Source organism: Serratia sp. Je.1.23.a, assembly GCF_051129805.1.
Taxonomy (GTDB): Bacteria; Pseudomonadota; Gammaproteobacteria; order Enterobacterales; family Enterobacteriaceae; genus Serratia; species Serratia liquefaciens.
Window position 1 is genome coordinate 728397 of the sequence record NZ_JBCPSR010000001.1, and the last position, 23846, is coordinate 752242.

Consider the following 23846-nt stretch of genomic DNA (forward strand, 5'->3'; position numbering starts at 1 on the left):
TACTTACTGGAGTTTGCGCCTGGGGATGAGCGAGCTGGGTGCCTGACTGTGGCTTAAAAATCATAGGGGTATAACACGAACTTGTTAAGCAGGGAGGGTAATGCAGGGGTGTGACACTTTTATGACGGTAAAGAAGACGCAAAAGGGATAGCCGGGCGGCTATCCCAGGCAAGCCATTATTCGCTGCGGGCGGGAATGTTGACGCCGCGTTGCACCGCCGGTCGTGCCAGACCGCGCTCCAGCCATTGCCCTACGCGTGGGAAACTGTCGAAATCGACTATCTCGCGGGCTTCGTAGAAGCCGATCAGATTACGCACCCAGCCCAACAGTGAAATGTCGGCAATGGTGTAATCCTGGCCCATGATCCAGTCGCGGCCTTCAAGCCGGCTTTCCAGTACGCCCAGCAGGCGTTTCGACTCATTCTTATAACGCTCAAGCGGGCGTTTATCTTCGTATTCACGACCGGCGAAACGGTGGAAGAAGCCGAGCTGACCGAACATGGGGCCAACGGCTGCCATTTGGAAAAATACCCACTGAATGGTTTCATAACGCAGAGCCGGATCCTGCGGCAGGAACTTGCCACTTTTTTCCGCCAGATACAGCAGAATGGCGCCGGATTCGAACAGGGGTAATGGCTCGCCTCCTGGACCATCGGGATCGATGATTGCCGGGATCTTGCCGTTCGGGTTCAGCGACAAAAACTCGGGCGTCCAGGTCTCGTTTTTGCCGATGTCGATCAGGTGCGCTTCATACGGCAGGCCGATCTCCTCCAGCATGATAGAAACTTTTACCCCGTTCGGCGTGGGCAGCGAATAGAGCTGCAGCCGCTCCGGATGCTGCGCCGGCCACAGTTTGGTGATTGGGAATTGGGTTTGATCGAGCATGGGGAGTCCTCGGGTTGACGGTTTGCTTATTGAGTATTGCACCAAAACTAACCTGTTGTGAGGTTAAACAGTGAGGTCAAAATGTGCTTTAAGCGCTTTTTTCCCGCTGGCGGTGAGCTGCAGTTCACGACTCTCCAACTGGCGTTTTATCCAGCCACGACGGATAAATGCGGTAAGCATCGCCGCACCTAATGCACCACCCAGATGGGCCTTGCGTTCGCTCCAGTCCAGGCAGCCGCAGGCGAAGCGCCTTCGTGAGGGCGCAGGGGAACAGTCGACGCCCAACCGAGTGAGTGCAGCGTGGCCGGCCTCACTTAACCGATAGTCTTCCTCACCTTCTAACCAGGTTAGCTGATGCAGGCGTTGGTGCAGTTTTACCGCCACTTCACCGGCCAGATGGTCATAACAGGTACGAGCGAATTGCAGCGACGTCGGAGTAGTGCTTTTCACCACGGGCTTTTCGACGCCGGCCAGTGCCATTAGCGTTTCCAGCGCGGCGGCGACTTCCGGCCCCGCCAGACGGAAATAGCGGTAACGCCCTTGCTTGACGCAGGCGATCAGTCGCTGTTCCTGCAGGCGTGCCAGATGGCCGCTGGCGGTAGAGGCGGCAACGTCCACCGCGGCGCTGAGTTCGGTGGCGGTATAAGCGCGACCATCCATCAGCAGGCACAGCATGCGCGCCCGGGTGCGGTCGGCAATGGCACCGCTCAGTGCCGCCAGACGATCTTCAATATCGATGTTATTCATACTTCGAGATTAGGCGAAGTATGGCTGTGCGTCCACCGTTAGGATGGGTTCACACCGGCCAAGCCTACTGGAGAACAACATGGCAACCTGCCCTTATTCCCGCGCCATTGCTGCCGTCACGGCCGATGATCCGCGGGCCAATTATATGCAATTGGAACCCATGCAGTTTCAGCCGCAAAAGCAAAGTTGGATCGCCGTTTCGCCTTTAGCCGTGCGGGAGGTTTTGCACAATATTGACTTTGGCGTTCGGCCCACAGATGAACCTATCCCGGCAGCCTTGCTGGGTACACCGGCGCAATCCATCTTTGGCAATTTGGTGCGTATGCGAGATGGCGACGAGCATGTCAGGCTTAAAAAGGCCATCGTGCAAACTTTAGCGGCTTTTGACTCATCTCTAGTCCAACAAACCGCGAGGGCTGTGGCGCAAGAATTGATGCCTGCAATAGCGAATGCGAGGCAGATCACCCGTTTTAATTATGCTCTGCCAGTGTGTGTTATCGCGGCACTTTTGGGCATCCCCGCCAAGGAATGGGCTGAGCTGGTTGACGAGATACTGGACTTTTCCCGCTGTATAGCGCCTGGGGGCAGTGCGCCTCAGGTGGCGCTCGGGATCCGGGCGGTAGAATCTATTTCGGCACGTCTCACAAACTGTTGTGGTCCACTATGGCAGGAATTGCAGCAGGTATCTGCACAACTCGGCATTGAAGATCGGGTCGTGGTGGCCAACGCCATCGGTTTGATGCTCCAGGCCTGCGAAAGCACCGCCGGTTTGATCGGTCAGACGTTATTGCTGATGGGCGACAACACGGAAAGTGTGCCACAACGCATTGAACAGATACTGACTGAAATGCCCTCGATCCAAAATACTCGCCGCTTTGCCCGGCAGGATACCCAGGTCGCCGGCTGCCAGGTGTTGGCCGGACAAAGCGTATTGGTTTTGCTGTGTGCAGGAGACGAAAGTTTTGCTTTCGGCGAAGGTGCGCATCGCTGCCCGGGGGCTGACTGGGCGAAAATTATCGCACAGTGTGGCATTCAGCATTTATTGGCATTGGGCGTTGATGTTCAAACGTTGAACAACGTTCGCTGGCGGGTTTCGCAAAATGCGCGCGTACCCGAATTTTTCTCTGACAGGAGCGCCTTATGATTGCCGTTATTTTTGAGCTGCAGGCCGCTGACGGCCAACGTGAGACCTACCTTGATTTGGCCGCCGATCTGAAGCCGCTACTGGCAGAAATTGACGGTTTTATTTCCATTGAGCGTTTTCAAAGCCTGGCCGATCCGCAGCGGCTGCTGTCATTGTCCTTTTGGCGTGATGAGGCGGCGGTACAGCAGTGGCGAAATGTCGAGCAGCACCGAGCCGCACAGAAACGGGGCCGCCATGGCGTGCTGGCACAGTATCGCCTGCGGGTGGCTGAGGTGGTGCGGGACTATGGTCTGGATCAGCGAGAACAGACCCCTCATGACAGCCGCGGCTATCACGCGGGGTAAAGTGCGCGGCCATTATCAGTTATGACTCTGTGAGGCACAGCGTTGTTGACAATATGTGGGGATTTGCCTTATTGATAATGTATGAGCATAAACAAGGTTTCATTCGCGCAGATTATTATCACCATTCTCGGAGTGGTGGGATAGCGCGTCTGTGTCATGCTAAAACCCGCCGGTAAGGCGGGTCATCTTTTCCTCCTGCCGGTACTCACCTTCAGGAGAACGCCATGAATAATTCCTCCCACGCCGTTTTACATTTGATGTGCGGCAAAGCCGGCTCCGGCAAATCAACCCTGGCAAATCGACTGGCGCAGCAGCCCCATACGCTGCTGATCGTTGAAGATAGCTGGTTGGCAACGTTATATGACCAGCAGATGAAAACCCTACAGGACTACGTTCGTTATTCCGCCAACCTGCGGCAGGTGTTGAGCGAGCATTTGGTGCAACTGCTGCGGCATGGTCTGTCGGTGGTGCTGGATTTTCCGATGAATACGCCGGATCGGCGCTTATGGGCCAGACAACTGGCGGAGGAGGCCGGTGTAGCGCACTGCCTGCATTTTCTGGACGTCAGCAATGCGCAGTGCAAGAGCAGAATAAAACACAGAAATGAGCAAGGTGAACATCCCTTTGTGCTCAGTGAAGAGACCTTCGATCTGCTCACGCAATATTTTGTCGCCCCTACCGGGGAAGAACGCCTGAGCCTTATCAGATACGGTGAATAGATGGGGTGAAGCGCAGAGACTGCGGAGAAAAGCATCCGATGCCGGCGACGCTATCGCCGGCATCGTCAGGATCAGAAAGGCTTGGTCGGCAGGTATTTACCGTCCAGGGTGATCACCGCGCGTTCGCCACCGTCCGGATCCGGCACTTTCTTGATGTCCAGTTTGAAGTTAATCGCACTGATAATGCCGTCGCCAAACTGCTCATGCACCAGCGCTTTCAACGTGGAGCCGTAAATTTGCACCATTTCATAAAAGCGATAAATGGTTGGATCGGTCGGCACACCGCCAGGGATGCTGCCGCGCAGCGGAATGGTTTGCAGCAGACGGATGGCGTCTTCGTCCAGATCGAGTTTGGCGGCCACCACACGTGCCGCCTGTTCTGGCAGCGGATGCTGACCCAGCAGAGCGGCGGTGACGAAGGCCAGACTCAGCCCGGTACCCTGGTTGATCGCTTCGAAAGTCAGGTTGTTACGGATCTTGGCGGCCATAATGGTGTCGGTCAAGGTTTCGCGTGGGGATGAATAATGCAGGGACTGTGTCATGTTATCTCCTTATGAGATTAAAAACGGGATACGGCAGGGGTAGCCGTGACATTTGGATTGGTGGCCAGTGGAATAAAGCGGCGGGTTTCGCCATCCAGCGCTTCAATACAGCCGCTGGCAATGTCATAGACCCAACCGTGCAGCTTCAACCGGCCCTGCTCAAGCGCCAGCGCCACTGAAGGATGGGTTTTAATATTGGTCAGTTGTGCGATGACGTTCTCACGCACCATCGAACTGACGCGTTCACTTTCAGAGGTATGCGGATGGGCCTGATTCACCGCCTTGGCTGAATCGGCGTAACGCAGCCAATTCGCTACGGTTGGCATATGATCCAGGCACTGACAGGTGGCGATGGCGGTCATTGCGCCGCAGTCGGAGTGTCCGCAGATCACGATATCTTCCACGCCGAGTGCGGCGACGGCATATTCCACAGAAGCAGTTACGCCCCCCGGCTCCGGGCCGAACGAAGGCACGATATTGCCGGCATTGCGGATCACGAACAGGTCACCCGGCTCACGCTGGGTGATCAGTTCCGGCACCAGGCGGCTGTCGGAACATGAGATAAACAGGGTGCGTGGATTCTGGCGCGTGGCCAACTGCCGGAACAGTTCGGAACGTTCGACAAACGCCTCGCGCTGGAACTTCAAAAAACCCTCAATAACCTCTTTCATGCTGTCTCCATCAGGATGCCGTTAAGCGATGGGGGCATGATGCGCCGCTCTGGCTATAGGGTCTAAGACCCATTTATAATGGTCACCATAGGAATTACTAATAGTTGAGGCGTTATGCTGTTGCGACACATCCGTTATTTTCTTGCCGTTGCCGAACAGGGCAACTTCACCCGCGCCGCCGAAGCGCTACACGTTTCGCAACCGACGCTTTCGCAACAAATCAAGCAGTTGGAAGAAAACCTGGGGACGCCTCTGTTTGATCGTTCCGGCCGAACGGTGCGCCTGACCGACGCCGGTATGGCCTGGATGCGCTATGCCCGGCTGGCGCTGCAGGATCTGGAAGCCGGCACTCGGGCGATCCACGACGTGGCGACGCTGGAACGCGGTAATTTGCGGCTGGCGATGACGCCAACCTTTACCGCCTATCTGGTGGGGCCTGTTATCGATGCTTTTTATCGGCAATATCCGGGCGTTTCGGTGAGTATTCATGAAATGACGCAGGACAGGATCGAGGCGCTTCTGGCGGAAGACCGGCTGGATGTGGGGATCGCGTTCAGTCAGGCGCAATCGGTGGACATCGTGGCCGAGGAGCTGTTTACCGAGTCACTGAATATGATGGTTGGAGCTCAGCACCCGCTGGTTCAACAGCGTGAGCCTTTGAGTGCACAGGTGTTCGAACAGCAACCGCTGGTATTACTGAGCGAGGACTTTGCTACCCGTCAATTTATCGACGATTATTGTCGTCGACAGGGGATCCGCCCCCGGGTAGCAATGGAGGCCAACGCAATTGGTGCCATCATTGAAATTGTGCGACGTGGCCAACTGGCTACCCTGCTACCGGCAGCGGTTGCGCAGGAAAACCCGCAGTTGCACCCGGTACGGCTTACCGAGGTCATGCCCGCTCGCCGGGCGGTGCTGTTGCAGCGTAAAGACGCCTACCGTAGCGCGGCGTCACGGGCGTTTATCGAGGTCTTGCACCGGCAGAAATTTAGCTAGGGACATTTCGGCCCGCTATAAAACCGGCTAAATACCGTGGTAGTCTGGCGCACCGAGCTGGTCCGATCGTCACTTTCATTCTTGGCTGAATAGGGAGGTTTTTGTGAAAAGGATCTTGAGCGTTATTACTTTGGTTTTTGTTTCTTTCTCTTCCCTCAACGGTTACGCCGCTGAGCAACACCGTGAAGCGACAGAAAATAATTTATCCAAGGTGACTCATTTCTCTTTGGGAATGAACGGGTTTGTTGGCATTGGTAGTGCCGGAGAAACCGAAGTAATAGAAATCCTAACCTACCAGGACGCGGGGGCCGTTTTTTTGCGTATTGCCAATAACCCGCAGGCAACCCCAGAAGCGAAACTTTATGCTGCCTGTGGCTTAAAAAAGCTCAATAACAAAACCGGCGAACCCAATTTCACCCAAGTGTGGGATCAACCGGTTTCGGTTTTGAAAGGGGATGTTTTAAGGAAAGAAAAATTCAGCGATGTTTATTTCAGTATTCTAAAACAGGGGTGTTGGTAAACCTCTGCATTCACCTCCCTCAGGCCGAGACGTTCTTTCCACTTGGCCTGCCGCCGCACCTTTGCTCAAATTGTCACCGAAACTTCCCGCGATCTCTGTTGCCCGTTATGGCATAATGCGCGCCAAATCACATTCCCAATGATATGAAGAGCGAGCGCTGTGTTAAGCACTAACAACATCACTATGCAGTTTGGCAGTAAGCCGCTGTTTGAAAACATCTCCGTTAAGTTTGGCGGCGGTAACCGCTATGGTTTGATCGGCGCCAACGGCTGCGGCAAATCCACATTTATGAAAATCCTGGGCGGCGATCTGGTGCCGAGCGGCGGCAACGTGTTCCTCGACCCGAACGAGCGCCTGGGTAAACTGCGTCAGGATCAGTTCGCTTTCGAGCAATACAGCGTGCTGGACACCGTCATCATGGGCCACAACGAACTGTGGGCGGTGAAGGAAGAGCGCGATCGCATTTATGCGCTGGCTGAAATGAGCGAAGAAGACGGCTATAAAGTGGCCGATCTGGAAGTGGCCTACGGCGAGATGGACGGTTATACCGCTGAAGCGCGCGCCGGCGAACTGCTGCTCGGCGTCGGCATCCCGGTTGAACAGCATTATGGCCCGATGAGCGAAATCGCACCGGGCTTCAAACTGCGCGTATTGCTGGCGCAGGCGCTGTTCTCCGATCCGGAAATTCTGTTGCTCGACGAACCGACCAACAACCTGGACATCGACACCATCCGCTGGCTGGAGCAGGTGCTGAACGAACGTAACAGCACCATGGTTATCATTTCGCACGACCGTCACTTCCTGAACATGGTTTGTACTCACATGGCGGATTTGGACTACGGTGAGCTGCGCGTGTATCCGGGTAACTACGACGAATATATGACGGCGGCTACGCAGGCGCGTGAACGTCTGGTTGCGGATAACGCCAAGAAGAAGGCGCAGATTAACGAACTGCAATCGTTCGTGAGCCGCTTCAGTGCCAACGCCTCCAAATCCAAGCAGGCAACCTCACGTGCCCGCCAGATCGACAAGATCCAGCTGGAAGAAATTAAGGCTTCAAGCCGTCAGAACCCGTTCATCCGTTTCGAACAGGACAAAAAACTGTTCCGTAACGCGCTGGAAGTGGAAGCGCTGGCCAAAGGTTTCGACAACGGTCCTCTGTTCAGCAAGTTCAACCTGATGGTTGAAGTGGGCGAGAAAGTGGCGGTGTTGGGCCCGAACGGTATCGGTAAATCTACCCTGCTGAAAACGCTGGTGGGCGATACGTTGCCGGATAGCGGTACCGTGAAATGGTCTGAAAATGCCAAGATCGGTTACTACGCTCAGGATCACGAATACGAATTCGATGACACCCTGACGGTGTTCGACTGGATGAGCCAGTGGAAGCAGGAAAAAGACGACGAGCAGGCGGTGCGCAGCGTGCTGGGCCGTTTGCTGTTCAGCCAGGACGACATCAAGAAGAAAGTGAAGGTGTTGTCCGGGGGGGAGAAGGGCCGCATGTTGTTTGGCAAGCTGATGATGCAGCGTCCTAATATCCTGGTTATGGATGAACCGACCAACCACCTGGATATGGAATCCATCGAGTCGCTGAACATGGCGCTGGAAATGTACGAAGGCACCTTGATCTTCGTTTCCCACGACCGTGAATTCGTTAGCTCGTTGGCGACCCGCGTACTGGAAATGACGCCGACCAAAGTGATCGACTTTACCGGCAACTACGAAGATTATCTGCGTAGCCAGGGTATCGTGTAACCCAGCGGCAGGGGCGCGGCATGCTGCGCCCGAAGATATAACCGGTGACGAATTTGTCATCAAACTCAGGCGGGAGCATTCCCGCCTTTTTTGTCTCTGCTATTCCCCGCCGCAAACGTCGCAATGCGGATCCTTCGGCAGCTTCATCTCGCGGAACTGCATCGTCATGGCATCAAACATCAGCAGTTTTCCGGTGAGCGGTTGGCCGTACTGCGTCAGCAGTTTGATGGCCTCCATCGCTTGCAGCGTGCCGATGGTACCGACCAGCGGTGCCATGACACCGGCCTCGACGCAGGTGAGGGCGTTGTCACCGAATAACCGACTCAGGCAGCGGTAGCAGGGTTCTCCGGGCTGATAGGTGAAGACGCTGAGCTGCCCTTCCATGCGGATCGCCGCGCCGGACACCAGGGGTTTGCGCTGAGCATGACAGAGTCGATTTAGCAGATTGCGTGTCGCCACGTTGTCAGTGCAGTCCAGCACCAAATCACAGGCGGCAATCTGCGCCGCCATCTGGTCGTCGTCCAGCTGTGCATCAACAGTTTCAATCTGAGCATGTGGGTTGATGGCATTGAGTTCGAGACGGGCCGATTCAACTTTCGCCATACCGATGCGCGCATCGCGGTGCAGGATTTGGCGCTGCAGGTTAGAGAGTGAAACGGTGTCGAAATCAACCAGCGTCAGGTGGCCGACGCCCGCCGCGACCAGATAGGGGGCGGCGGCACAGCCTAACCCGCCGAGGCCGACAATCAGTACCCGGGCGGCCTTCAGTTTTTCCTGGCCGTCGAAGTCAAAGCCACGCAGGATAATCTGGCGGTTATAGCGCAGCGCTTCGGCATCGGTTAATTCCGGCAGCATGCTCAGCTCCTCAGCAAGGCGTTGAAGGGCTCAATGTCCACTTTTTCGCCCACTGCCACGGAGCCGCGTTCGCGCTCCAGCACGATAAAGCAGTTACCCTGGCTGAAAGAACTGAACACGTGTGACCCTTGATGGCCGGTGGTGCTCACTTCCAGCTCGCCCTGAGCGTTGCTGCTAAACACGCCGCGCTGAAAATCAAGGCGTCCCGGCGCTTTCTTCAGGGGGGTCAGGGCGCGAGCCTGCAAACGCGGTGGCAAATGCCAGTCGCTGTGGCCCGCCAGCTTCGCCAACAGCGGCTGCACCAGTTGGTAGAAGGTCAGCGCTGCGGAAACCGGGTTGCCCGGCAGGCCGCAGAACCAGGCCTGCTTGAGCTTGCCGAAGGCAAAGGGTTTACCGGGTTTGATCGCCAGCTTCCAGAAGCCGACTTCGCCCAGCTCGTCGAGCATCTGCTTGGTGTAGTCGGCTTCACCGACCGAGACGCCACCGCTGCTGATCACCACATCGGCCTGGCGGTCTGCCTGCTCGAAGGCGGCGCGCAGCGCGTTTTGGTCATCACGGATAATGCCCAGATCCAGCGTTTCGCATCCCAACTGTTCCAGCATCAGGCGTACGGCAAAGCGGTTGGTATCATAGATTTGGCCCGCCTGCAGCGGCTGCCCGACCGGCTGTAACTCGTCGCCGGTGGAGAACACCGCTACCTTCAGCTTACGTACCACCTGCACCTCGGCGACGCCGAGCGAGGCCAACAGCGGCAGCTGCGCAGCGCCCAGTCTGATACCCGCAGGTAAAACCCCGGCACCCTGGCGAATATCTTCCCCCGCCAGGCGAATATTTTGCCCGGCTTGCACTTCGGCCGTGAAGCGCACGCCGGCATCGCTGATCTCGGCCTGCTCCTGCATGATCACCGCCTCGGCCCCTGCTGGGACAGGCGCGCCTGTCATGATGCGTACGCAGGTACCGGTTGGCCAGTTGCCGTCGAACGGAGCACCGGCAAAAGCTTTGCCCGCGACCGGCAGCGGCGCGTTGGCTTGCAGATCGGCGAGGCGCACGGCATAGCCGTCCATGGCCGAATTGGCGAAGGGCGGTACATCAATCGGCGAAATGACCGGCGCGGCGGTAATGCGGCCGGCGGCGGCGGTCAGGGCAATGGATTCGATCTGCTGAAGGGGGGAGATCTGGCTGAGCATCTTCTCCAGCGCCTGCTCCAGGGAAATAAGATCGGAAGTATGGCAATGATCCATAAGGAACTCCGTAATCAGGGTGCGCGACAAATGGCGGCAAAGTGGGGGTATTATGAAGGATGCTATGCTGAAGTAAACAACGGGAGGCAGTGATGCACAGACAGGTATTAGACTTTTGGTTTGACGAGATCGAACCGGCAATGTGGTTCAAAAAGGACGATGATTTCGATCGCCTGTTGCATACGCGCTTTGGTCAGATCTGGCAGGCCGCCGCCGCCGGCGAGCTGGCGCACTGGCGAGACACCATTGAGGGGCGGTTGGCGGAGGTGATCGTGCTCGATCAGTTCAGTCGCAACCTGTTCCGCGGCACGCCGCGTTCATTTGCCAGCGACTGCATGGCGTTGGTGCTGGCACAGGAAGCGGTCCGTAGTGGGCAATGTGAACGACTTACGCCAGAGCAACGGGGCTTTCTCTATTTGCCCTTTATGCATTCAGAGTCGGCGTTGATTCATCAACAGGCTTTGGCGTTGTATACCGAGCTGGGCAATGCCAATCAGTTGGAGTTTGAAGTGCGGCACAAAGCCATTATTGACCGCTTTGGCCGTTACCCACACCGTAATGCGATATTAGGCCGAGTCTCTACCCCGGAGGAGGAAGCTTTTCTGCTGTTGCCGGGGTCAGGATTCTAAATATTGATCATCTGCGTTCAGCCGGCTAAAAAACAGCAGGTTGAACGCACAACGGCCGGATATTTAGAGATATCGATTATTTTTGCCGGTAATTACTGTGTGCCCCTCACGGGTTTCTACCAAAAATCCCAATCGTTATTCAGAACGGTTTTTCCAATTTATAACCCTCTGTTTTTATTCCATTAAGCTATTTCAATGTGCGAAATAATCTAAGCGGGCTACGCTAAAAGCTGGGCGAAGACTTTATGCTTTACTTCGATAGCGCGGCTAAATATAGTCGGGAAAAGGCCGAATAATAATTATACCCGTCGCCTTGCCGGCCGCCGCGTTGTGGGCTGCCGCCGAGGTGAATCTATTTCCCCTTAATGAGGGGCGGGATTGGCAGGATTAACACAGGGTGACAGGCAAATGAGCAAACCAGTGATTGCCATTCATGGCGGCGCGGGCGCAATTACCCGTGCGGCGTTGAGTGCTGAAAAGGAACAGGAGTATATTCAGGCGTTGTCCGACATCGTCGCCGCCGGCCAGCAGATCCTGGCCCAGGGTGGCAGCGCCCTGGATGCGGTCACCGAGGCGGTGAGGCTGCTGGAAGAGTGCCCATTGTTTAATGCCGGTAAAGGCTCGGTATTCACCCATCAGGGCACCCACGAGTTGGATGCCTGTGTGATGGATGGGAGCACCTGCGATGCCGGTGCCGTGGCCTGCGTCAGCCGGATACGCAATCCGGTGCTGGCTGCGCGCGCGGTATTGGAAAACAGCCAGCACGTGCTGTTCGCTGGGGAGGGTGCGGAGAAATTTGCCGCCGCCCACGATCTTGAAATGGTCGCACCCGATTTCTTCTTTACCCAACCACGTTTTGACCAACTGCACCGTGCTCAGGCCGAGCTTGGGCGTGTGTTGCTCGATCACGATGGCGCTGCGCAAAGCGGTGAGCCGATCGATCCCGATCGTAAATTCGGTACCGTTGGCGCGGTGGCGCTGGATGCCCTAGGCAACCTGGCGGCCGCAACGTCGACGGGCGGCATGACCAACAAACAGGCCGGCCGGGTGGGGGATACGCCGATCATCGGTGCCGGTTGTTACGCCAACAATGCCACGGTGGCGGTCTCCAGCACCGGTACCGGGGAAACCTTCATGCGCGGCGTGTCGGCCTATGACGTTTCCGCGTTGATGGAGTACGCCGGGCTCAGTCTGCAGCAGGCCACTGACCGGGTGGTGATGGAAAAACTGCTGGCGATGGGTGGCAGCGGCGGCATGATTGCCATCGACAGTCACGGCAACGTGGCGCTGCCTTTCAACAGTGAAGGCATGTACCGTGGTTTCGGTTATGTCGGCGATGCGCCGTCCGTAGGGATTTACCGCTAACCGATCGCCAGGAGGGTGCATGACCGATGCCTTAATGCCGCTTGCGGCCGACGCCGGGCTATTATTGCCGCCGCAGCGCGTGCTGTCGGTGCGCGATCTGAGCGTCCAATTTCAACAACAGGGCGATACCGTAGAAGCGGTGCGCAACCTGTCATTCGATCTCGATCGCGGCGAGACGCTGGCGATCGTCGGTGAATCCGGTTCGGGTAAATCTGTCACCTCTCTGGCATTGATGCGCCTGGTCGAACAGGGCGGTGGCAATATCGTCAGCGGGACGATGCCCTTTCGTCGGCGTAACGGCGAGGTGCTCGATCTGGCCCACGCACGTCAGGGTACATTACGCACGGTGCGCGGTGCCGATATGGCGATGATCTTTCAGGAACCGATGACCTCGCTGAACCCGGTATTCCCGGTAGGGGAACAGATCGCCGAATCTCTGCGCCTGCATCAGGCGATGGATCACCGCGCCGCCAGACAAGCCGCCTTGCAGATGCTCGATTTAGTGCGCATTCCCGAAGCCAAAGACGTACTTAACCGTTACCCACATCAGCTCTCCGGCGGTATGCGCCAGCGGGTGATGATCGCCATGGCGCTGTCCTGCAAGCCGGCCTTATTGATTGCCGATGAACCTACCACAGCGCTGGACGTCACCATTCAGGCGCAAATCCTGCAGCTTATCCGCGTACTGCAGCAGGAAATGCAGATGGGGGTGATTTTTATTACCCACGATATGGGCGTAGTGGCGGAGATAGCCGATCGGGTACTGGTCATGCGTCAGGGGGAACAGGTGGAGCAGGGGCCGGTGCGCGAACTGTTTGCCGCGCCGCAACAGCCCTACACCCAAGCGCTGCTGGCGGCGGTGCCCAGGCTGGGATCAATGGCGGAGTTGGACTTCCCGGCGAAATTCCCGTTGCCGAACGGCGCAGACAATGGCGGGCCACAGAATACCGTACCGCCGGGGGCGACGCCGATCCTGCGGGTAGAAAATCTGGTTACGCGCTTTGACCTACGCAGCGGTATTTTAAATCGCGTCACCCGGCGAGTGCATGCGGTGGAAAACGTCAGTTTTGATCTCTACCCCGGCGAAACGCTGGGGCTGGTGGGAGAGTCCGGCTGCGGCAAATCCACGACTGGCCGCTCGTTGTTGAAGCTGGTGGACAGCCAGCGCGGCACCATTACCTTTGACGGTCGTCAGATCAATCAGTTGAAAGGCCCGGCGTTGCAGCACCTGCGGCGGGACATCCAGTTTATCTTCCAGGATCCTTACGCCTCGCTCGATCCGCGTCTGACCGTCGGGTTCTCGATCATGGAACCGCTGCTGGTACATAACGTGGCGCGTGGCAAGGCGGCACAAGAGCGGGTGGCCTGGCTGCTGGAACGCGTCGGGCTTAAACCAGAGCATGCGCGTCGTTATCCGCATGAGTTTTCCGGCGGCCAGCGGCAGCGAATCTGCATTGCGCGCGCGTTGGCGCTTAATCCCAAGGTAGTGATCGCTGACGAATCGGTGTCGGCGCTCGACGTGTCGATTCAGGCGCAGATCGTCAATCTGCTGCTCGATCTGCAGCGTGAGTTCGGCATCGCCTTTTTGTTTATCTCGCACGATATGGCGGTAGTAGAGCGCATCAGCCACCGCGTAGCGGTGATGTATCTCGGGCAGATTGTCGAGATTGGCCCGCGTCGGGCGGTGTTTGAGAACCCGCAGCACGCTTACACCCGCAAGCTGATGGCGGCGGTGCCGGTGGCCGATCCTAACCATGCTTATAAACGCCAGCCGCTGCTGGTCGATGAAATCCCCAGCCCGATCCGCGCGCTGGGCGATGAACCCGTTACCGCACCGCTAGTGCAGGTTGGACCGGGGCATTTTGTCGCCCGCCATCCGATCGCCGGTGCCTTTTAGTGACCTCAGGAGAGACAAGCACCATGAAGCACTCATTCAAACGTAAGGCATTAGCGGGCGCCGTGCTGCTGGCGGCCGCGGTCGCCGGCCCAGCCTGGGCTGCGAAAGATGCGGTGATCGCCGTCGCGTCCAATTTCACCACGCTTGATCCGTATGACGCCAACGATACGCTGTCGCAGGCGGTGGCCAAATCCTTCTATCAGGGCCTGTTCGGTTTCGATAAAGACATGAAACTGGTGAACGTGCTGGCGGACAGCTACGAGGTGAGCAAAGACGGCCTGACTTACACCCTCAAGCTGCATCCGGGGGTGAAATTCCATGACGGCACCGAGTTTAACGCCGAAGCGGTGAAGGTGAACCTGGATCGCGCCAGCAACCCGGACAATCACCTCAAGCGCTACAACCTGTTCAAAATGATCGACAAAACCGAAGTGGTGGACGCCAATACGGTGAAGATCGTGCTGAAAGCGCCATTCTCGGCCTTTATCAACAACCTGGCGCACCCGGCGGCGGTGATCATTTCGCCGGCCGCGTTGAAGCAGTACGGCAAAGAGATTGGTTTCCACCCGGTGGGGACCGGCCCTTATCAGTTCGTGACCTGGAACCAGACCGATTTCGTCAAGGTGAAAAAGTTTGACGGTTACTGGAAACAGGGGCTGCCGAAGCTCGACAGCATCACCTGGCGGCCGGTCGTGGATAACAATACCCGCGCTGCCATGCTGCAGACCGGTGAAGCGACCTTTGCCTTCCCGATCCCCTATGAGCAGGCCAAGGTATTGGAAGGCAATGCCAAGCTCGATTTGGTGGCCGCGCCGTCGATCCTGCAGCGTTATATCAGCCTGAACGTGACTCAAAAGCCATTCGATAACCTGAAAGTGCGTCAGGCGTTGAACTACGCCATCAACAAAGACGCGCTGATCAAGGTCGCGTTCTCCGGCTACGCCGTTCCGGCGGAAGGCCCGGTGCCGCCGGCGATCGATTTTGCCACCCGTTACCAGCCTTGGCCTTATGATCCTGCCAAGGCGCGCGAACTGCTTAAAGAGGCCGGTTATCCTAACGGTTTCACCACCACCCTGTGGTCGTCTCATAACCACAGCACCGCGCAGAAAGTGCTGCAGTTTGCCCAGCAGCAGTTGGCGCAGGTTGGCGTGAAAGTGACGGTGACGGCGATGGATGCCGGTCAGCGTGCGGCCCAGGTGGAAAGCGTTGGGGTGAAAGACACCGGCGTGCGTATGTTCTATACCGGCTGGTCAGCATCAACCGGTGAAGCGGACTGGGCCTTGTCACCGCTGTTCTCAACCCAGGCTGCGCCGCCGAAGCAGTTCAACACGGCGTTCTACAGTAATCCGCAGGTGGATCAGGATCTGACCGGCGCGCTGGCGACCACCGACCGTGCCGAAAAGCAGAAACTGTACAAGGACGCGCAGGATCGTATCTGGGCAGATGCGCCATGGATTTTCCTGGCCACCGAGCGCTTGCTGTCGGCTAACAATAAACAGCTGAGCGGCTTTTACGTGATGCCGGATACCTCGTTCAACTTTGATAATGCCGATCTTAAATAAGGCACCGATCCCCGCTCTCCTGGAGGGCGGGGTGAAGGGACGCACCCAAGATGCTTAATTATTTTCTTAAACGACTGCTGGGCCTGATCCCGACGCTGCTGATTGTCGCGGTGTTGGTGTTTTTGTTCGTCCATATGCTGCCTGGCGATCCGGCGCGGCTGGCGGCAGGACCGGAAGCCGACGAAGCGGTAGTACAGCTGGTGCGTAAGGATCTGGGGCTGGACAAGCCGCTGCCGCAACAGTTCGTGCACTTTTTTGTCAATGCGCTGCGGGGGGATTTCGGTACCTCGATGGTTTCCAAGCGCCCGGTGAGCGAAGAGATCGGCTCGCGCTTTTTACCGACCCTGTGGCTGACGCTGAGCAGCATGCTGTGGGCGGTGATTTTCGGTATGGGCATCGGCATGGTGTCTGCCGTGTGGCGCAACCGCTGGCCCGATCGTCTCGGCATGACCCTGGCGGTCTCCGGGATTTCGTTCCCCGCCTTTGCGCTGGGTATGCTGCTGATGCAGGTGTTTTCCGTCAATCTCGGTTGGTTGCCGACGGTGGGCGCCGACAGTTGGCGGCACTATATTTTGCCTTCCATCACCCTTGGGGCTGCGGTAGCGGCGGTGATGGCGCGTTTTACCCGCGCTTCGTTTGTTGAGGTGCTACAGGAAGACTACATGCGTACCGCGCGCGCCAAAGGCGTACGGGAAACCATGGTGGTAGTGAAACACGGGCTGCGCAACGCGATGATCCCGGTCGTCACCATGATGGGATTGCAGTTTGGCTTCCTGCTCGGCGGCTCGATCGTCGTGGAGAAGGTCTTCAACTGGCCGGGGTTGGGCAGGCTGCTGGTCGATTCGGTGGAGATGCGTGATTACCCGGTGATCCAGGCCGAAGTCTTGCTGTTCTCGCTGGAGTTTATTCTGATTAACCTGTTGGTGGACCTGCTGTATGCGGCAATTAACCCGGCAATACGATACAAATGAGGGCGCTGCATGATTAAGCATTGGCGACGTGACGCCGCACTGAAGGCGATGCCGACAATTGACCCTAACGCGGTACGAACGCCGTGGCATGAATTCTGGCGGCGGTTCCGTCAGCAACGCGTGGCGCTGGTCGCAGCGCTATTGGTGCTGCTGTTGGTGTTTGCTGCGCTGCTGGCACCCTATCTGGTTCCCTTTGACGCGGAAAATTACTTTGATTACGACCGCCTGAACGAAGGCCCTTCCCTGATGCATTGGCTGGGGGTGGATTCGCTGGGTCGGGACATTTTCAGCCGCATTCTGATGGGGACCCGTATTTCGCTGGCCGCCGGGGTGTTCTCGGTGCTGGTGGGGGGGCTGATCGGTACGCTGCTGGGGCTGCTGGCGGGCTATTACGAAGGCTGGTGGGATCGCATTACCATGCGTATCTGTGATGTGCTGTTCGCCTTTCCCGGCATTCTGCTGGCGATCGGCGTGGTGGCGATTATAGGCAGCGGCATGGCCAACGTGATTATCGCCGTGGCCATTTTCAGCATTCCGGCATTCACCCGATTGGTACGGGGCAACACCCTGGTGTTGAAGCATCTGACCTACATCGAGTCGGCACGCAGCATTGGCGCGTCAGACTGGACCATCATCATGCGGCATATTCTGCCGGGGACAATTTCGTCGATTGTGGTGTATTTTACCCTGCGCATCGGCACTTCAATCATCACCGCCGCCAGCCTGTCGTTCCTCGGGCTGGGTGCCCAGCCGCCAACGCCGGAGTGGGGCGCGATGCTCAATGAAGCGCGGGCGGATATGGTGATTGCGCCGCACGTGGCGATTTTCCCCAGCCTGGCGATATTTATCACCGTGCTGGCGTTTAACCTGTTGGGGGATGGCTTGCGCGATGCGTTGGATCCGAAGTTGAAGGGATAACCGTTTTTTAGTCCAAAGGAGCTGGCTATGAGCCATATCAGTAAAAAGGGAATTAAAACAAGCATGCTGATTACCATCATCACCTATTGGGGAGGATCCTATCTGGTGCGCAATTCGTCGCTTCTGGTAGCCTACCCCAATATTAGCTATGTGGATGTGGTTGTTGGTTTGCTGGCATTTTTTGGTATCTGGAAGGCCTGTAACCTGATGCAAGCCTTCTACCGTTGGTATAACGGCATCGAGAATGTTTGATGATCTTTAGCGTGAGAGAAGGCTAACGTACCGGATAAGATGAATTTATCTCAAGGTTAATACGCTAAGTTTTTAGTGTTCTATTAAATTGAGTCTTTTAGTGTTGTCGGTTAATAACCGAAGAATACATGATTAACCTATTGCTCTCGTCACGTTTTTACTAAATGAAATTCGTGTTTCATTTTTGTAGTTATATTGTTATTTTGATTGTCCGGTGTGTTAGTTTGTGAGGGTTTAATAACCTTAATTTATGGGGTGAATAATAGGGCTGTTCGTGAGTTAACATCACAGGATCTTGATTTATTTCGGGTGGAAATGCTGACTCTGGTTATGCGGACCGGGGCCGATAGGGTGCTTTGGGTGGAAATAATAGCCCTAATAGTGTGAATGGTCAGTGCCGTTGGTAATATTCACCGCATCAATGGAATATCAAATGAAAGACGTTATATATGTCGTTTATGGATATGGGTATCATTTGATTTAATTCAATACTCTTCACTGGCCCTTATGAAACCTCATAATAGCTATGTGGATATTGCCGTGGCGGTTTTCGCCTTTTTTGGCGTGAAGGCGGTACTGACTTCTCTTGAGAATTTTTATTATTGGTTTAATGGCCGGGAATAAGCAGTCGCCGTAATAAGTGCTTGCGATAGCGATTATCGCAAGCACTGTTACGGTTTTATGATCAGCGGAACAGATGTTCGGCGTGGAAGCGCAGATGGTCTTCGATAAAGCTGGCGATGGTAAAGTAGCTGTGATCGTAGCCCGGCTGAATGCGCAGGATCAGCGGCCAGTCGCGCTGGCGTGCCAGCTCGGCCAGTTTTGCCGGCTGCAGTTGATCTGCCAGGAACTGATCGTCGTCACCCTGATCCACCAATACCGGCATTTTTTCCGCGCCGTTGGCCAGCAGGTGGCAACTGTCATACTGCAGCCACTGGCTTTCGTCGTCGCCCAAATAGGCGGCAAAGGCTTTACGTCCCCAGGGCACCTGACAGGGATTGACGATCGGCGCAAACGCCGATACCGACCGGAAGCGCTGCGGATTGCGGAACGCCATCATCAGTGCGCCGTGGCCGCCCATCGAATGGCCGAAAATCGACTGGCGCTCGCTGACGCTGAAATGCTGGTTTATCAACGCCGGCAGTTCATCGCTGATGTAGTCGTACATGCGAAAGTGCTTGTCCCACGGCGCTTGGGTGGCATTCAGATAGAAGCCTGCGCCCTGGCCCAAATCGTAGCCTTCATCATTCGGCACATCGTCGCCGCGCGGGCTGGTGTCGGCCATCACCAATACCAGTCCCAGCTCGGCGGCGATACGCTGCGCACCGGCCTTCAGCGTGAAGTTTTCGTCATTGCAGGTCAGCCCCGACAGCCAGTACAGCACCGGCGGCGGGTTATCATCGCGCGGTGGCGGCAGATAGATGCTGAAAGTCATGTTGCAATTCAGGCTCTGCGCCGCATGGCGGTAACGCTGTTGCCAGCCGCCAAACATGCGGTGCTCTTCGAGAAGTTCTAATGACAAGGTCATCTCTGCCTCCTGGCTTATTTTTTGTCGAAGTGAATAACGGAACGAATGGATTTGCCTTCGTGCATCAAATCGAACGCCTCGTTAATCTGCTCCAGGCCCATGGTGTGGGTAATAAAGTCATTCAGCGCGAATTCGCCGTTCATATAACGCTCGACGATACCCGGCAGTTGCGAACGGCCTTTCACCCCACCAAAGGCAGAGCCGCGCCAGACGCGGCCGGTCACCAGTTGGAACGGACGGGTAGAGATTTCCTGCCCTGCACCGGCGACGCCGATGATTACGGATTCGCCCCAGCCTTTATGGCAGCATTCCAGCGCTGAACGCATTACGTTGACGTTGCCGATACACTCGAAGGAGAAATCTACGCCGCCGTCGGTCAGTTCAACGATCACGTCCTGAATCGGCTTATCGTAGTCTTTCGGGTTGATCAGATCGGTAGCGCCCAGCTTGCGCGCCAGATCGAACTTGCTGGTGTTGATGTCGATGCCGATGATGCGACCTGCACCGGCCATCTGTGCGCCGATAATGGCTGACAGACCGATGCCGCCAAGGCCGAAGATGGCAACGGTATCGCCTTTTTGCACTTTGGCGGTGTTAATAACCGCACCCATGCCGGTGGTGACGCCGCAGCCGAGCAGGCAGACTTCTTCCAGCGGTGCTTCTTTACTGATTTTGGCCAGTGAGATTTCCGGTACCACGGTGTATTCGGAGAAGGTTGAAGTGCCCATGTAGTGGAAAATAGGCTTGCCGTCCTTAAAGAAGCGGGTAGTGCCGTCCGGCATCAGGCCCTTGCCTTGGGTGGCGCGGATCGCCTGGCACAGGTTGGTTTTGCCGGATTTACAGAATTTGCACTCGCCGCATTCCGGGGTGTACAGCGGGATCACGTGATCGCCTACCGCCACGCTGGTCACGCCTTCGCCGATGGCTTCCACCACGCCGCCGCCTTCATGGCCGAGGATTGCCGGGAACACGCCTTCGGGATCGGCACCGGACAGGGTGTAGGCGTCGGTGTGGCAGACACCGGTGGCGACGATCCGCACCAGCACTTCGCCTTTTTGCGGTGGCATCAGATCGACTTCTTCGATCTTCAGCGGCTGGTTCGGTCCCCAGGCAACGGCGGCACGGGTTTTGATCATTTCCATCATAGTCTCCAGTGGTCTATTTTTTAAATCAGGCTATGTCGATAGCATCGGGTAAGTCATGGGCAGTATTTTCAACCGCAACGGTTTCTGCCTGTTCAATAATCAGTTCTTTCAGGGCGCGTACGTTCGGGCCAAAGGCGTCGCGTCGCCACAGTAGCCAGGTGGCAGTTTGGGCAATGTCGTCCGGCAGGGTGTGTACTTTCACCCGTTCATGGCCGGGCAGCAGGCTTAGTACCGAATGCGGGATCATCGCCAGCCCGGCGCCGCTGGCGACGCAGGCCAGCATGGCGTGGTAGGACTGGATTTCCATAATCTGGCCTGGCAGTGCACCTTCGCGCTTGAACCAGGACTCCAACCGCAGACGGTAAGAACAGCTTGCGCGAAAGGCAAACAGGGTTTCGCCCTTGGCATCTTTGGCGTTATGGATCGGCAGGTGGTCGAGACAGGAGATCACCACCATATGTTCGGGGAAGGCAATACAGCCATTGAGTTCGTCATACTGTACCGGCCCGTCGACCAGCGCGGCCGCCAGCGTACCTGCGCGGACTCGCTCGGTGATCTCGCCGGAGGTGCCGGTGGTCAGCGACAGCGACACCTGCGAAAAACGCTGATGATACGCCGCCAACAGGGTGGGCAACCGGGTGGCGGCGGTGCTTTCCATCGAGCCGATGGCGAAGTTACCCGCCGGCTCACCGGCATGGGTGATGCTCATGGCTTCTTCGCTCAGCGCCAGGATACGGTTGGCATAACAGAGAAAGTTATGGCCCATCGGCGAAAGGCGCAGTCGCTGTTTTTCACGGATAAACAGATCGGTGCCCAGTTCCTGTTCGAGCTGACGCAGGCGTGTGGTCAGGTTCGAGGGGACGCGGTGCAATTGCTCTGCGGCACGGGCGACGGAGCCGGTTTCGGCGACGCTGCAAAACATGCGGAGCTGGGTCAGATCCATTATCTTCTCTTTTCGTGATGAACTTGATGAGTATTATTCAGTTTTTGTGAGTGTAATACTGCTGCATGATACTGGCAACTTTCTTTTAACAGTATGGATAACTCTACATGGCCTTAAGAATTGCCCTGAGCGGTTTTATCGCGTTGATCGTTGCCATGGGGATCGGCCGTTTCGCCTTTACCCCGCAGGTGCCGCTGATGATTGCTGAGCATCAGTTTACTCTGACCGGCGCCGGGTTGGTGGCGGCCATCAACTATCTGGGCTATCTGTGCGGCGCTTACGATGCCATGCGTGCCAGCCGACACGTGGAACGTCGGCTGTGGTTGGGCGTGTGGGGGGCGGTAATCTTGACGCTGCTTTCCGCCTGGGTGCAGGGGGAGTGGTGGCACGGAGCGGTGCGTTTCTTCATCGGGTGGGCCAGCGGTTGGTCGATGGTACTGGTAGCGGCCTGGACCAACGAACGGTTGGCACACTATGGCCGACCGGCGCTCAGCGCGGCGGTGTTTGCCGGCCCGGGCGCCGGGATTTTTATCAGCGGCATGCTGGCGGTGGGGATCCACAGCCTGGCGTTGACCGCGTCACAGGCCTGGCTGGTCTACGGCGTACTGGCGCTGGTATTGATTGGCGCGATCAGCATTAATCTCCCGAAGCCCGGCGAATTGCATCGTCCTGACGTGGCGCCTGAGCCATTGTTGTTGACCCCGGCGCTGAAACGTCTGGTGTGGAGCTACAGTCTCGCAGGCTTTGGTTATATTCTGCCGGCCACTTTTTTGTCGCAAATGGCCGCGGCGCGCTTTCCCGGCAGCCTGTTCGCGCAATTTGTCTGGCCGATCTTTGGTGGGGCGGCGGTGCTGGGGATTGTCATCGGTATTCTGACCCGTCACCGGCTGACTACTCAAACCCGGCTGGCTATTACCCTGTGGGTACAGGCATTGGGGGTGTTAAGCGCGGAAATCGTACCGGGAGTTGCCGGCTTGGCACTGGGCGCGTTGCTGACCGGTGGCGGCTTCCTCAGCGTGGTGCAGCTGTCGATCCAGCATGGCCGTGAGCTGGCCCCCAACCATGCCCGTTATATGGCGGGACTGCTGACCACCGGTTATGCGATTGGCCAACTGGTTGGTCCGACGCTGTCGGCGTTGTCTACCGCATTGACCCACCGGCTGGAACCGGCATTGTACGTGGCCGTGGCGGCGCTGATTGTGGCCGGTCTGCTGGTGGTCAATACGTCGGCGCGCGAGCTGTCGCGAAAACCGATGGCGCAGTGATTAAATTCCGTACAAAAAACGTGGAATAGCCGCAGCCGGCCTGATTGTGCTAAATGCGAATATTTCACCTGCGGATGAAACACAATCACTGGATAATCCCCTCGCTCTCATCTAGAGTGGGGGCAAAATCTTGACTGGGTTCACGTTATTAACTGCGGAAACGTCTGTCGTCAGGAGAGTATGCAATTCATCCCTCTGCTCGGTAAAACAGCCGGATGGGTGAGTTCAAGTCCGTTGGAGAGAAGAAATGACATCATCATTAAGTAAAGAAGCTGCATTGGTTCACGCGGCGCTCGAAGAGCGCGGTCTGGAAACTCCGTTGCGCGGCGAAGTGCTGGATCGCGAAACGCGTAAACGTCGTATTAAAGAGCACATGACCGAAATCATGCAGCTGCTTAATCTCGATCTGTCCGACGACAGCCTGGCGGAAACCCCGCACCGCATCGCCAAAATGTATGTCGATGAGATTTTCTCCGGCCTGGACTACGCCAACTTCCCAAAAATCACCGTCATTGAAAACAAGATGAAGGTGGATGAAATGGTGACGGTGCGTGATATCACCCTGACCAGCACCTGCGAACACCATTTCGTCACCATCGATGGCAAGGCGACCGTTGCCTACATTCCCAAGGATGCGGTGATTGGGCTGTCGAAAATCAACCGTATTGTGCAGTTCTTCTCCCAGCGCCCACAGGTGCAGGAGCGCTTAACTCAGCAGATCCTGGTGGCATTGCAAACCTTGCTGGGCACCAATAATGTGGCGGTATCAATTGATGCGGTCCATTATTGTGTTAAGGCGCGCGGTATCCGTGACGCGACCAGCGCCACCACCACGACCTCTCTGGGCGGGCTGTTCAAGTCCAGCCAGAACACCCGTCAGGAATTCCTGCGCGCGGTGCGCCATCACCAGTCGTGATGGGTCGCTAGAATGGTAACAGGCGCCTGCGGGCGCCTTT

24 protein-coding genes are annotated in these 23846 nt (G+C 56.8%); 15 read left to right on the forward strand and 9 right to left on the reverse strand.

The window, feature by feature from the left end; translation table 11 throughout:
* Positions 1 to 176 precede the first annotated feature (176 nt).
* Entirely contained in the window at positions 177 to 884 is a 708-nt protein-coding gene (locus AAZT04_RS03595) for a glutathione S-transferase N-terminal domain-containing protein (RefSeq protein ID WP_434678984.1), read from the reverse strand.
* Between the two features lie 63 nt (positions 885 to 947).
* Positions 948 to 1631, reverse strand: a complete 684-nt coding sequence (locus tag AAZT04_RS03600) for an ArsR/SmtB family transcription factor (RefSeq protein ID WP_020825967.1) — start codon at positions 1629 to 1631, stop codon at positions 948 to 950.
* 160 nt (positions 1632 to 1791) lie between these two features.
* Here AAZT04_RS03600 and AAZT04_RS03605 point away from each other — a divergent pair, with 160 nt between their 5' ends.
* From AAZT04_RS03605 to AAZT04_RS03615, 3 genes are all read left to right on the forward strand, one after another.
* Positions 1792 to 2775, forward strand: a complete 984-nt coding sequence (locus AAZT04_RS03605; RefSeq protein ID WP_234529094.1) for a cytochrome P450 — start codon at positions 1792 to 1794, stop codon at positions 2773 to 2775.
* Complete coding sequence (locus AAZT04_RS03610) at positions 2772 to 3119, forward strand: antibiotic biosynthesis monooxygenase family protein (protein ID WP_020825969.1); 348 nt, start codon at positions 2772 to 2774, stop codon at positions 3117 to 3119. Before AAZT04_RS03605 ends, AAZT04_RS03610 begins: the two co-directional genes overlap by 4 nt.
* A 224-nt stretch (positions 3120 to 3343) precedes the next feature.
* Positions 3344 to 3838 carry an AAA family ATPase gene (locus AAZT04_RS03615; RefSeq protein ID WP_434678987.1) on the forward strand — a complete coding sequence of 165 codons (495 nt, stop codon included), beginning with the start codon at positions 3344 to 3346 and terminating at the stop codon, positions 3836 to 3838.
* Positions 3839 to 3909: 71 nt separating this feature from the next.
* Here the strand turns inward: AAZT04_RS03615 and cynS are convergent, their stop codons facing one another.
* Entirely contained in the window at positions 3910 to 4380 is a 471-nt protein-coding gene (cynS, locus tag AAZT04_RS03620; protein WP_434678989.1) for a cyanase, read from the reverse strand.
* Positions 4381 to 4397: 17 nt separating this feature from the next.
* Positions 4398 to 5051, reverse strand: a complete 654-nt coding sequence (locus tag AAZT04_RS03625) for a carbonic anhydrase (protein ID WP_046374088.1) — start codon at positions 5049 to 5051, stop codon at positions 4398 to 4400.
* Between the two features lie 114 nt (positions 5052 to 5165).
* On the opposite strand from AAZT04_RS03625, the gene cynR reads away from it, so the two are divergent.
* From cynR to AAZT04_RS03640, 3 genes are all read left to right on the forward strand, one after another.
* The gene (gene cynR, locus AAZT04_RS03630) at positions 5166 to 6047 is read left to right on the forward strand and encodes a transcriptional regulator CynR (protein ID WP_197820389.1); all 882 of its coding nucleotides are present in this window, start codon (positions 5166 to 5168) and stop codon (positions 6045 to 6047) included.
* Between the two features lie 103 nt (positions 6048 to 6150).
* The gene (gene mchS3 / locus AAZT04_RS03635; protein ID WP_020825974.1) at positions 6151 to 6567 is read left to right on the forward strand and encodes an MchS3 family protein; all 417 of its coding nucleotides are present in this window, start codon (positions 6151 to 6153) and stop codon (positions 6565 to 6567) included.
* A gap of 159 nt (positions 6568 to 6726) precedes the next feature.
* On the forward strand, positions 6727 to 8319 hold the full coding sequence (locus tag AAZT04_RS03640) for an ABC-F family ATPase (protein WP_071827008.1): 1593 nt from the start codon (positions 6727 to 6729) through the stop codon (positions 8317 to 8319).
* Between the two features lie 99 nt (positions 8320 to 8418).
* On the opposite strand, the gene moeB is transcribed toward AAZT04_RS03640, so the two are convergent.
* Positions 8419 to 9174, reverse strand: a complete 756-nt coding sequence (gene moeB / locus AAZT04_RS03645) for a molybdopterin-synthase adenylyltransferase MoeB (protein ID WP_334647389.1) — start codon at positions 9172 to 9174, stop codon at positions 8419 to 8421.
* 2 nt (positions 9175 to 9176) lie between these two features.
* A complete protein-coding gene (moeA, locus tag AAZT04_RS03650) occupies positions 9177 to 10415 on the reverse strand; it encodes a molybdopterin molybdotransferase MoeA (RefSeq protein ID WP_261439824.1) in 1239 nt (412 codons plus the stop codon).
* Between the two features lie 92 nt (positions 10416 to 10507).
* Here moeA and AAZT04_RS03655 point away from each other — a divergent pair, with 92 nt between their 5' ends.
* The 7 genes from AAZT04_RS03655 (at position 10508) to AAZT04_RS03685 (ending at position 18009) form a co-directional block, all read left to right on the forward strand.
* Positions 10508 to 11044, forward strand: a complete 537-nt coding sequence (locus tag AAZT04_RS03655) for a DUF924 family protein (protein WP_020825977.1) — start codon at positions 10508 to 10510, stop codon at positions 11042 to 11044.
* A gap of 408 nt (positions 11045 to 11452) precedes the next feature.
* Positions 11453 to 12409: an isoaspartyl peptidase/L-asparaginase family protein gene (locus tag AAZT04_RS03660; protein WP_020825978.1), complete on the forward strand. Its 957-nt coding sequence runs from the start codon at positions 11453 to 11455 to the stop codon at positions 12407 to 12409.
* A gap of 19 nt (positions 12410 to 12428) precedes the next feature.
* Positions 12429 to 14306, forward strand: coding sequence for a dipeptide ABC transporter ATP-binding protein (locus AAZT04_RS03665; RefSeq protein ID WP_371078422.1), 1878 nt, complete (start codon positions 12429 to 12431; stop codon positions 14304 to 14306).
* Between the two features lie 23 nt (positions 14307 to 14329).
* A complete protein-coding gene (gene gsiB, locus AAZT04_RS03670; protein ID WP_020825980.1) occupies positions 14330 to 15868 on the forward strand; it encodes a glutathione ABC transporter substrate-binding protein GsiB in 1539 nt (512 codons plus the stop codon).
* 50 nt (positions 15869 to 15918) lie between these two features.
* Positions 15919 to 16839, forward strand: a complete 921-nt coding sequence (gsiC, locus tag AAZT04_RS03675) for a glutathione ABC transporter permease GsiC (RefSeq protein ID WP_046374081.1) — start codon at positions 15919 to 15921, stop codon at positions 16837 to 16839.
* Positions 16840 to 16848: 9 nt separating this feature from the next.
* Positions 16849 to 17757, forward strand: a complete 909-nt coding sequence (gsiD, locus tag AAZT04_RS03680; protein ID WP_434678995.1) for a glutathione ABC transporter permease GsiD — start codon at positions 16849 to 16851, stop codon at positions 17755 to 17757.
* A 27-nt stretch (positions 17758 to 17784) separates the two neighbouring features.
* A complete protein-coding gene (locus AAZT04_RS03685) occupies positions 17785 to 18009 on the forward strand; it encodes a hypothetical protein (protein WP_434678997.1) in 225 nt (74 codons plus the stop codon).
* Between the two features lie 685 nt (positions 18010 to 18694).
* Here AAZT04_RS03685 and fghA read toward each other — a convergent pair.
* From fghA to ptrR, 3 genes are read right to left on the reverse strand one after another with little or no spacing between them, the layout of a single operon-like run.
* Positions 18695 to 19537, reverse strand: coding sequence for an S-formylglutathione hydrolase (fghA, locus tag AAZT04_RS03690; RefSeq protein WP_020825985.1), 843 nt, complete (start codon positions 19535 to 19537; stop codon positions 18695 to 18697).
* A gap of 14 nt (positions 19538 to 19551) precedes the next feature.
* Entirely contained in the window at positions 19552 to 20679 is a 1128-nt protein-coding gene (locus AAZT04_RS03695; RefSeq protein WP_020825986.1) for an S-(hydroxymethyl)glutathione dehydrogenase/class III alcohol dehydrogenase, read from the reverse strand.
* A gap of 28 nt (positions 20680 to 20707) precedes the next feature.
* Positions 20708 to 21625, reverse strand: coding sequence for a putrescine utilization regulator PtrR (gene ptrR / locus AAZT04_RS03700; RefSeq protein ID WP_046374078.1), 918 nt, complete (start codon positions 21623 to 21625; stop codon positions 20708 to 20710).
* A 107-nt stretch (positions 21626 to 21732) separates the two neighbouring features.
* On the opposite strand from ptrR, the gene AAZT04_RS03705 reads away from it, so the two are divergent.
* Positions 21733 to 22890: a YbfB/YjiJ family MFS transporter gene (locus tag AAZT04_RS03705; RefSeq protein ID WP_434679000.1), complete on the forward strand. Its 1158-nt coding sequence runs from the start codon at positions 21733 to 21735 to the stop codon at positions 22888 to 22890.
* Positions 22891 to 23137: 247 nt separating this feature from the next.
* Positions 23138 to 23806 (forward strand): GTP cyclohydrolase I FolE, encoded by a 669-nt coding sequence (gene folE, locus AAZT04_RS03710; protein WP_041414357.1) that lies wholly within the window; start codon positions 23138 to 23140, stop codon positions 23804 to 23806.
* Positions 23807 to 23846: the final 40 nt, after the last annotated feature.

Excerpts from the sequence above, each read along its gene's own strand:
- AAZT04_RS03595 (WP_434678984.1), bottom strand. The coding sequence starts at position 884 with ATGCTCGATCAAACCCAATTCCCAATCACCAAACTGTGGCCGGCGCAG.
- AAZT04_RS03600 (WP_020825967.1), bottom strand. The coding sequence starts at position 1,631 with ATGAATAACATCGATATTGAAGATCGTCTGGCGGCACTGAGCGGTGCC.
- AAZT04_RS03605 (WP_234529094.1), top strand. The coding sequence starts at position 1,792 with ATGCAGTTTCAGCCGCAAAAGCAAAGTTGGATCGCCGTTTCGCCTTTA.
- AAZT04_RS03610 (WP_020825969.1), top strand. The coding sequence starts at position 2,772 with ATGATTGCCGTTATTTTTGAGCTGCAGGCCGCTGACGGCCAACGTGAG.
- AAZT04_RS03615 (WP_434678987.1), top strand. The coding sequence starts at position 3,344 with ATGAATAATTCCTCCCACGCCGTTTTACATTTGATGTGCGGCAAAGCC.
- cynS (WP_434678989.1), bottom strand. The coding sequence starts at position 4,380 with ATGACACAGTCCCTGCATTATTCATCCCCACGCGAAACCTTGACCGAC.
- AAZT04_RS03625 (WP_046374088.1), bottom strand. The coding sequence starts at position 5,051 with ATGAAAGAGGTTATTGAGGGTTTTTTGAAGTTCCAGCGCGAGGCGTTT.
- cynR (WP_197820389.1), top strand. The coding sequence starts at position 5,166 with ATGCTGTTGCGACACATCCGTTATTTTCTTGCCGTTGCCGAACAGGGC.
- moeB (WP_334647389.1), bottom strand. The coding sequence starts at position 9,174 with ATGCTGCCGGAATTAACCGATGCCGAAGCGCTGCGCTATAACCGCCAG.
- moeA (WP_261439824.1), bottom strand. The coding sequence starts at position 10,415 with ATGGATCATTGCCATACTTCCGATCTTATTTCCCTGGAGCAGGCGCTG.
- AAZT04_RS03655 (WP_020825977.1), top strand. The coding sequence starts at position 10,508 with ATGCACAGACAGGTATTAGACTTTTGGTTTGACGAGATCGAACCGGCA.
- AAZT04_RS03660 (WP_020825978.1), top strand. The coding sequence starts at position 11,453 with ATGAGCAAACCAGTGATTGCCATTCATGGCGGCGCGGGCGCAATTACC.
- AAZT04_RS03665 (WP_371078422.1), top strand. The coding sequence starts at position 12,429 with ATGACCGATGCCTTAATGCCGCTTGCGGCCGACGCCGGGCTATTATTG.
- gsiB (WP_020825980.1), top strand. The coding sequence starts at position 14,330 with ATGAAGCACTCATTCAAACGTAAGGCATTAGCGGGCGCCGTGCTGCTG.
- gsiC (WP_046374081.1), top strand. The coding sequence starts at position 15,919 with ATGCTTAATTATTTTCTTAAACGACTGCTGGGCCTGATCCCGACGCTG.
- gsiD (WP_434678995.1), top strand. The coding sequence starts at position 16,849 with ATGATTAAGCATTGGCGACGTGACGCCGCACTGAAGGCGATGCCGACA.
- AAZT04_RS03685 (WP_434678997.1), top strand. The coding sequence starts at position 17,785 with ATGAGCCATATCAGTAAAAAGGGAATTAAAACAAGCATGCTGATTACC.
- fghA (WP_020825985.1), bottom strand. The coding sequence starts at position 19,537 with ATGACCTTGTCATTAGAACTTCTCGAAGAGCACCGCATGTTTGGCGGC.
- AAZT04_RS03695 (WP_020825986.1), bottom strand. The coding sequence starts at position 20,679 with ATGGAAATGATCAAAACCCGTGCCGCCGTTGCCTGGGGACCGAACCAG.
- ptrR (WP_046374078.1), bottom strand. The coding sequence starts at position 21,625 with ATGGATCTGACCCAGCTCCGCATGTTTTGCAGCGTCGCCGAAACCGGC.
- AAZT04_RS03705 (WP_434679000.1), top strand. The coding sequence starts at position 21,733 with ATGGCCTTAAGAATTGCCCTGAGCGGTTTTATCGCGTTGATCGTTGCC.
- folE (WP_041414357.1), top strand. The coding sequence starts at position 23,138 with ATGACATCATCATTAAGTAAAGAAGCTGCATTGGTTCACGCGGCGCTC.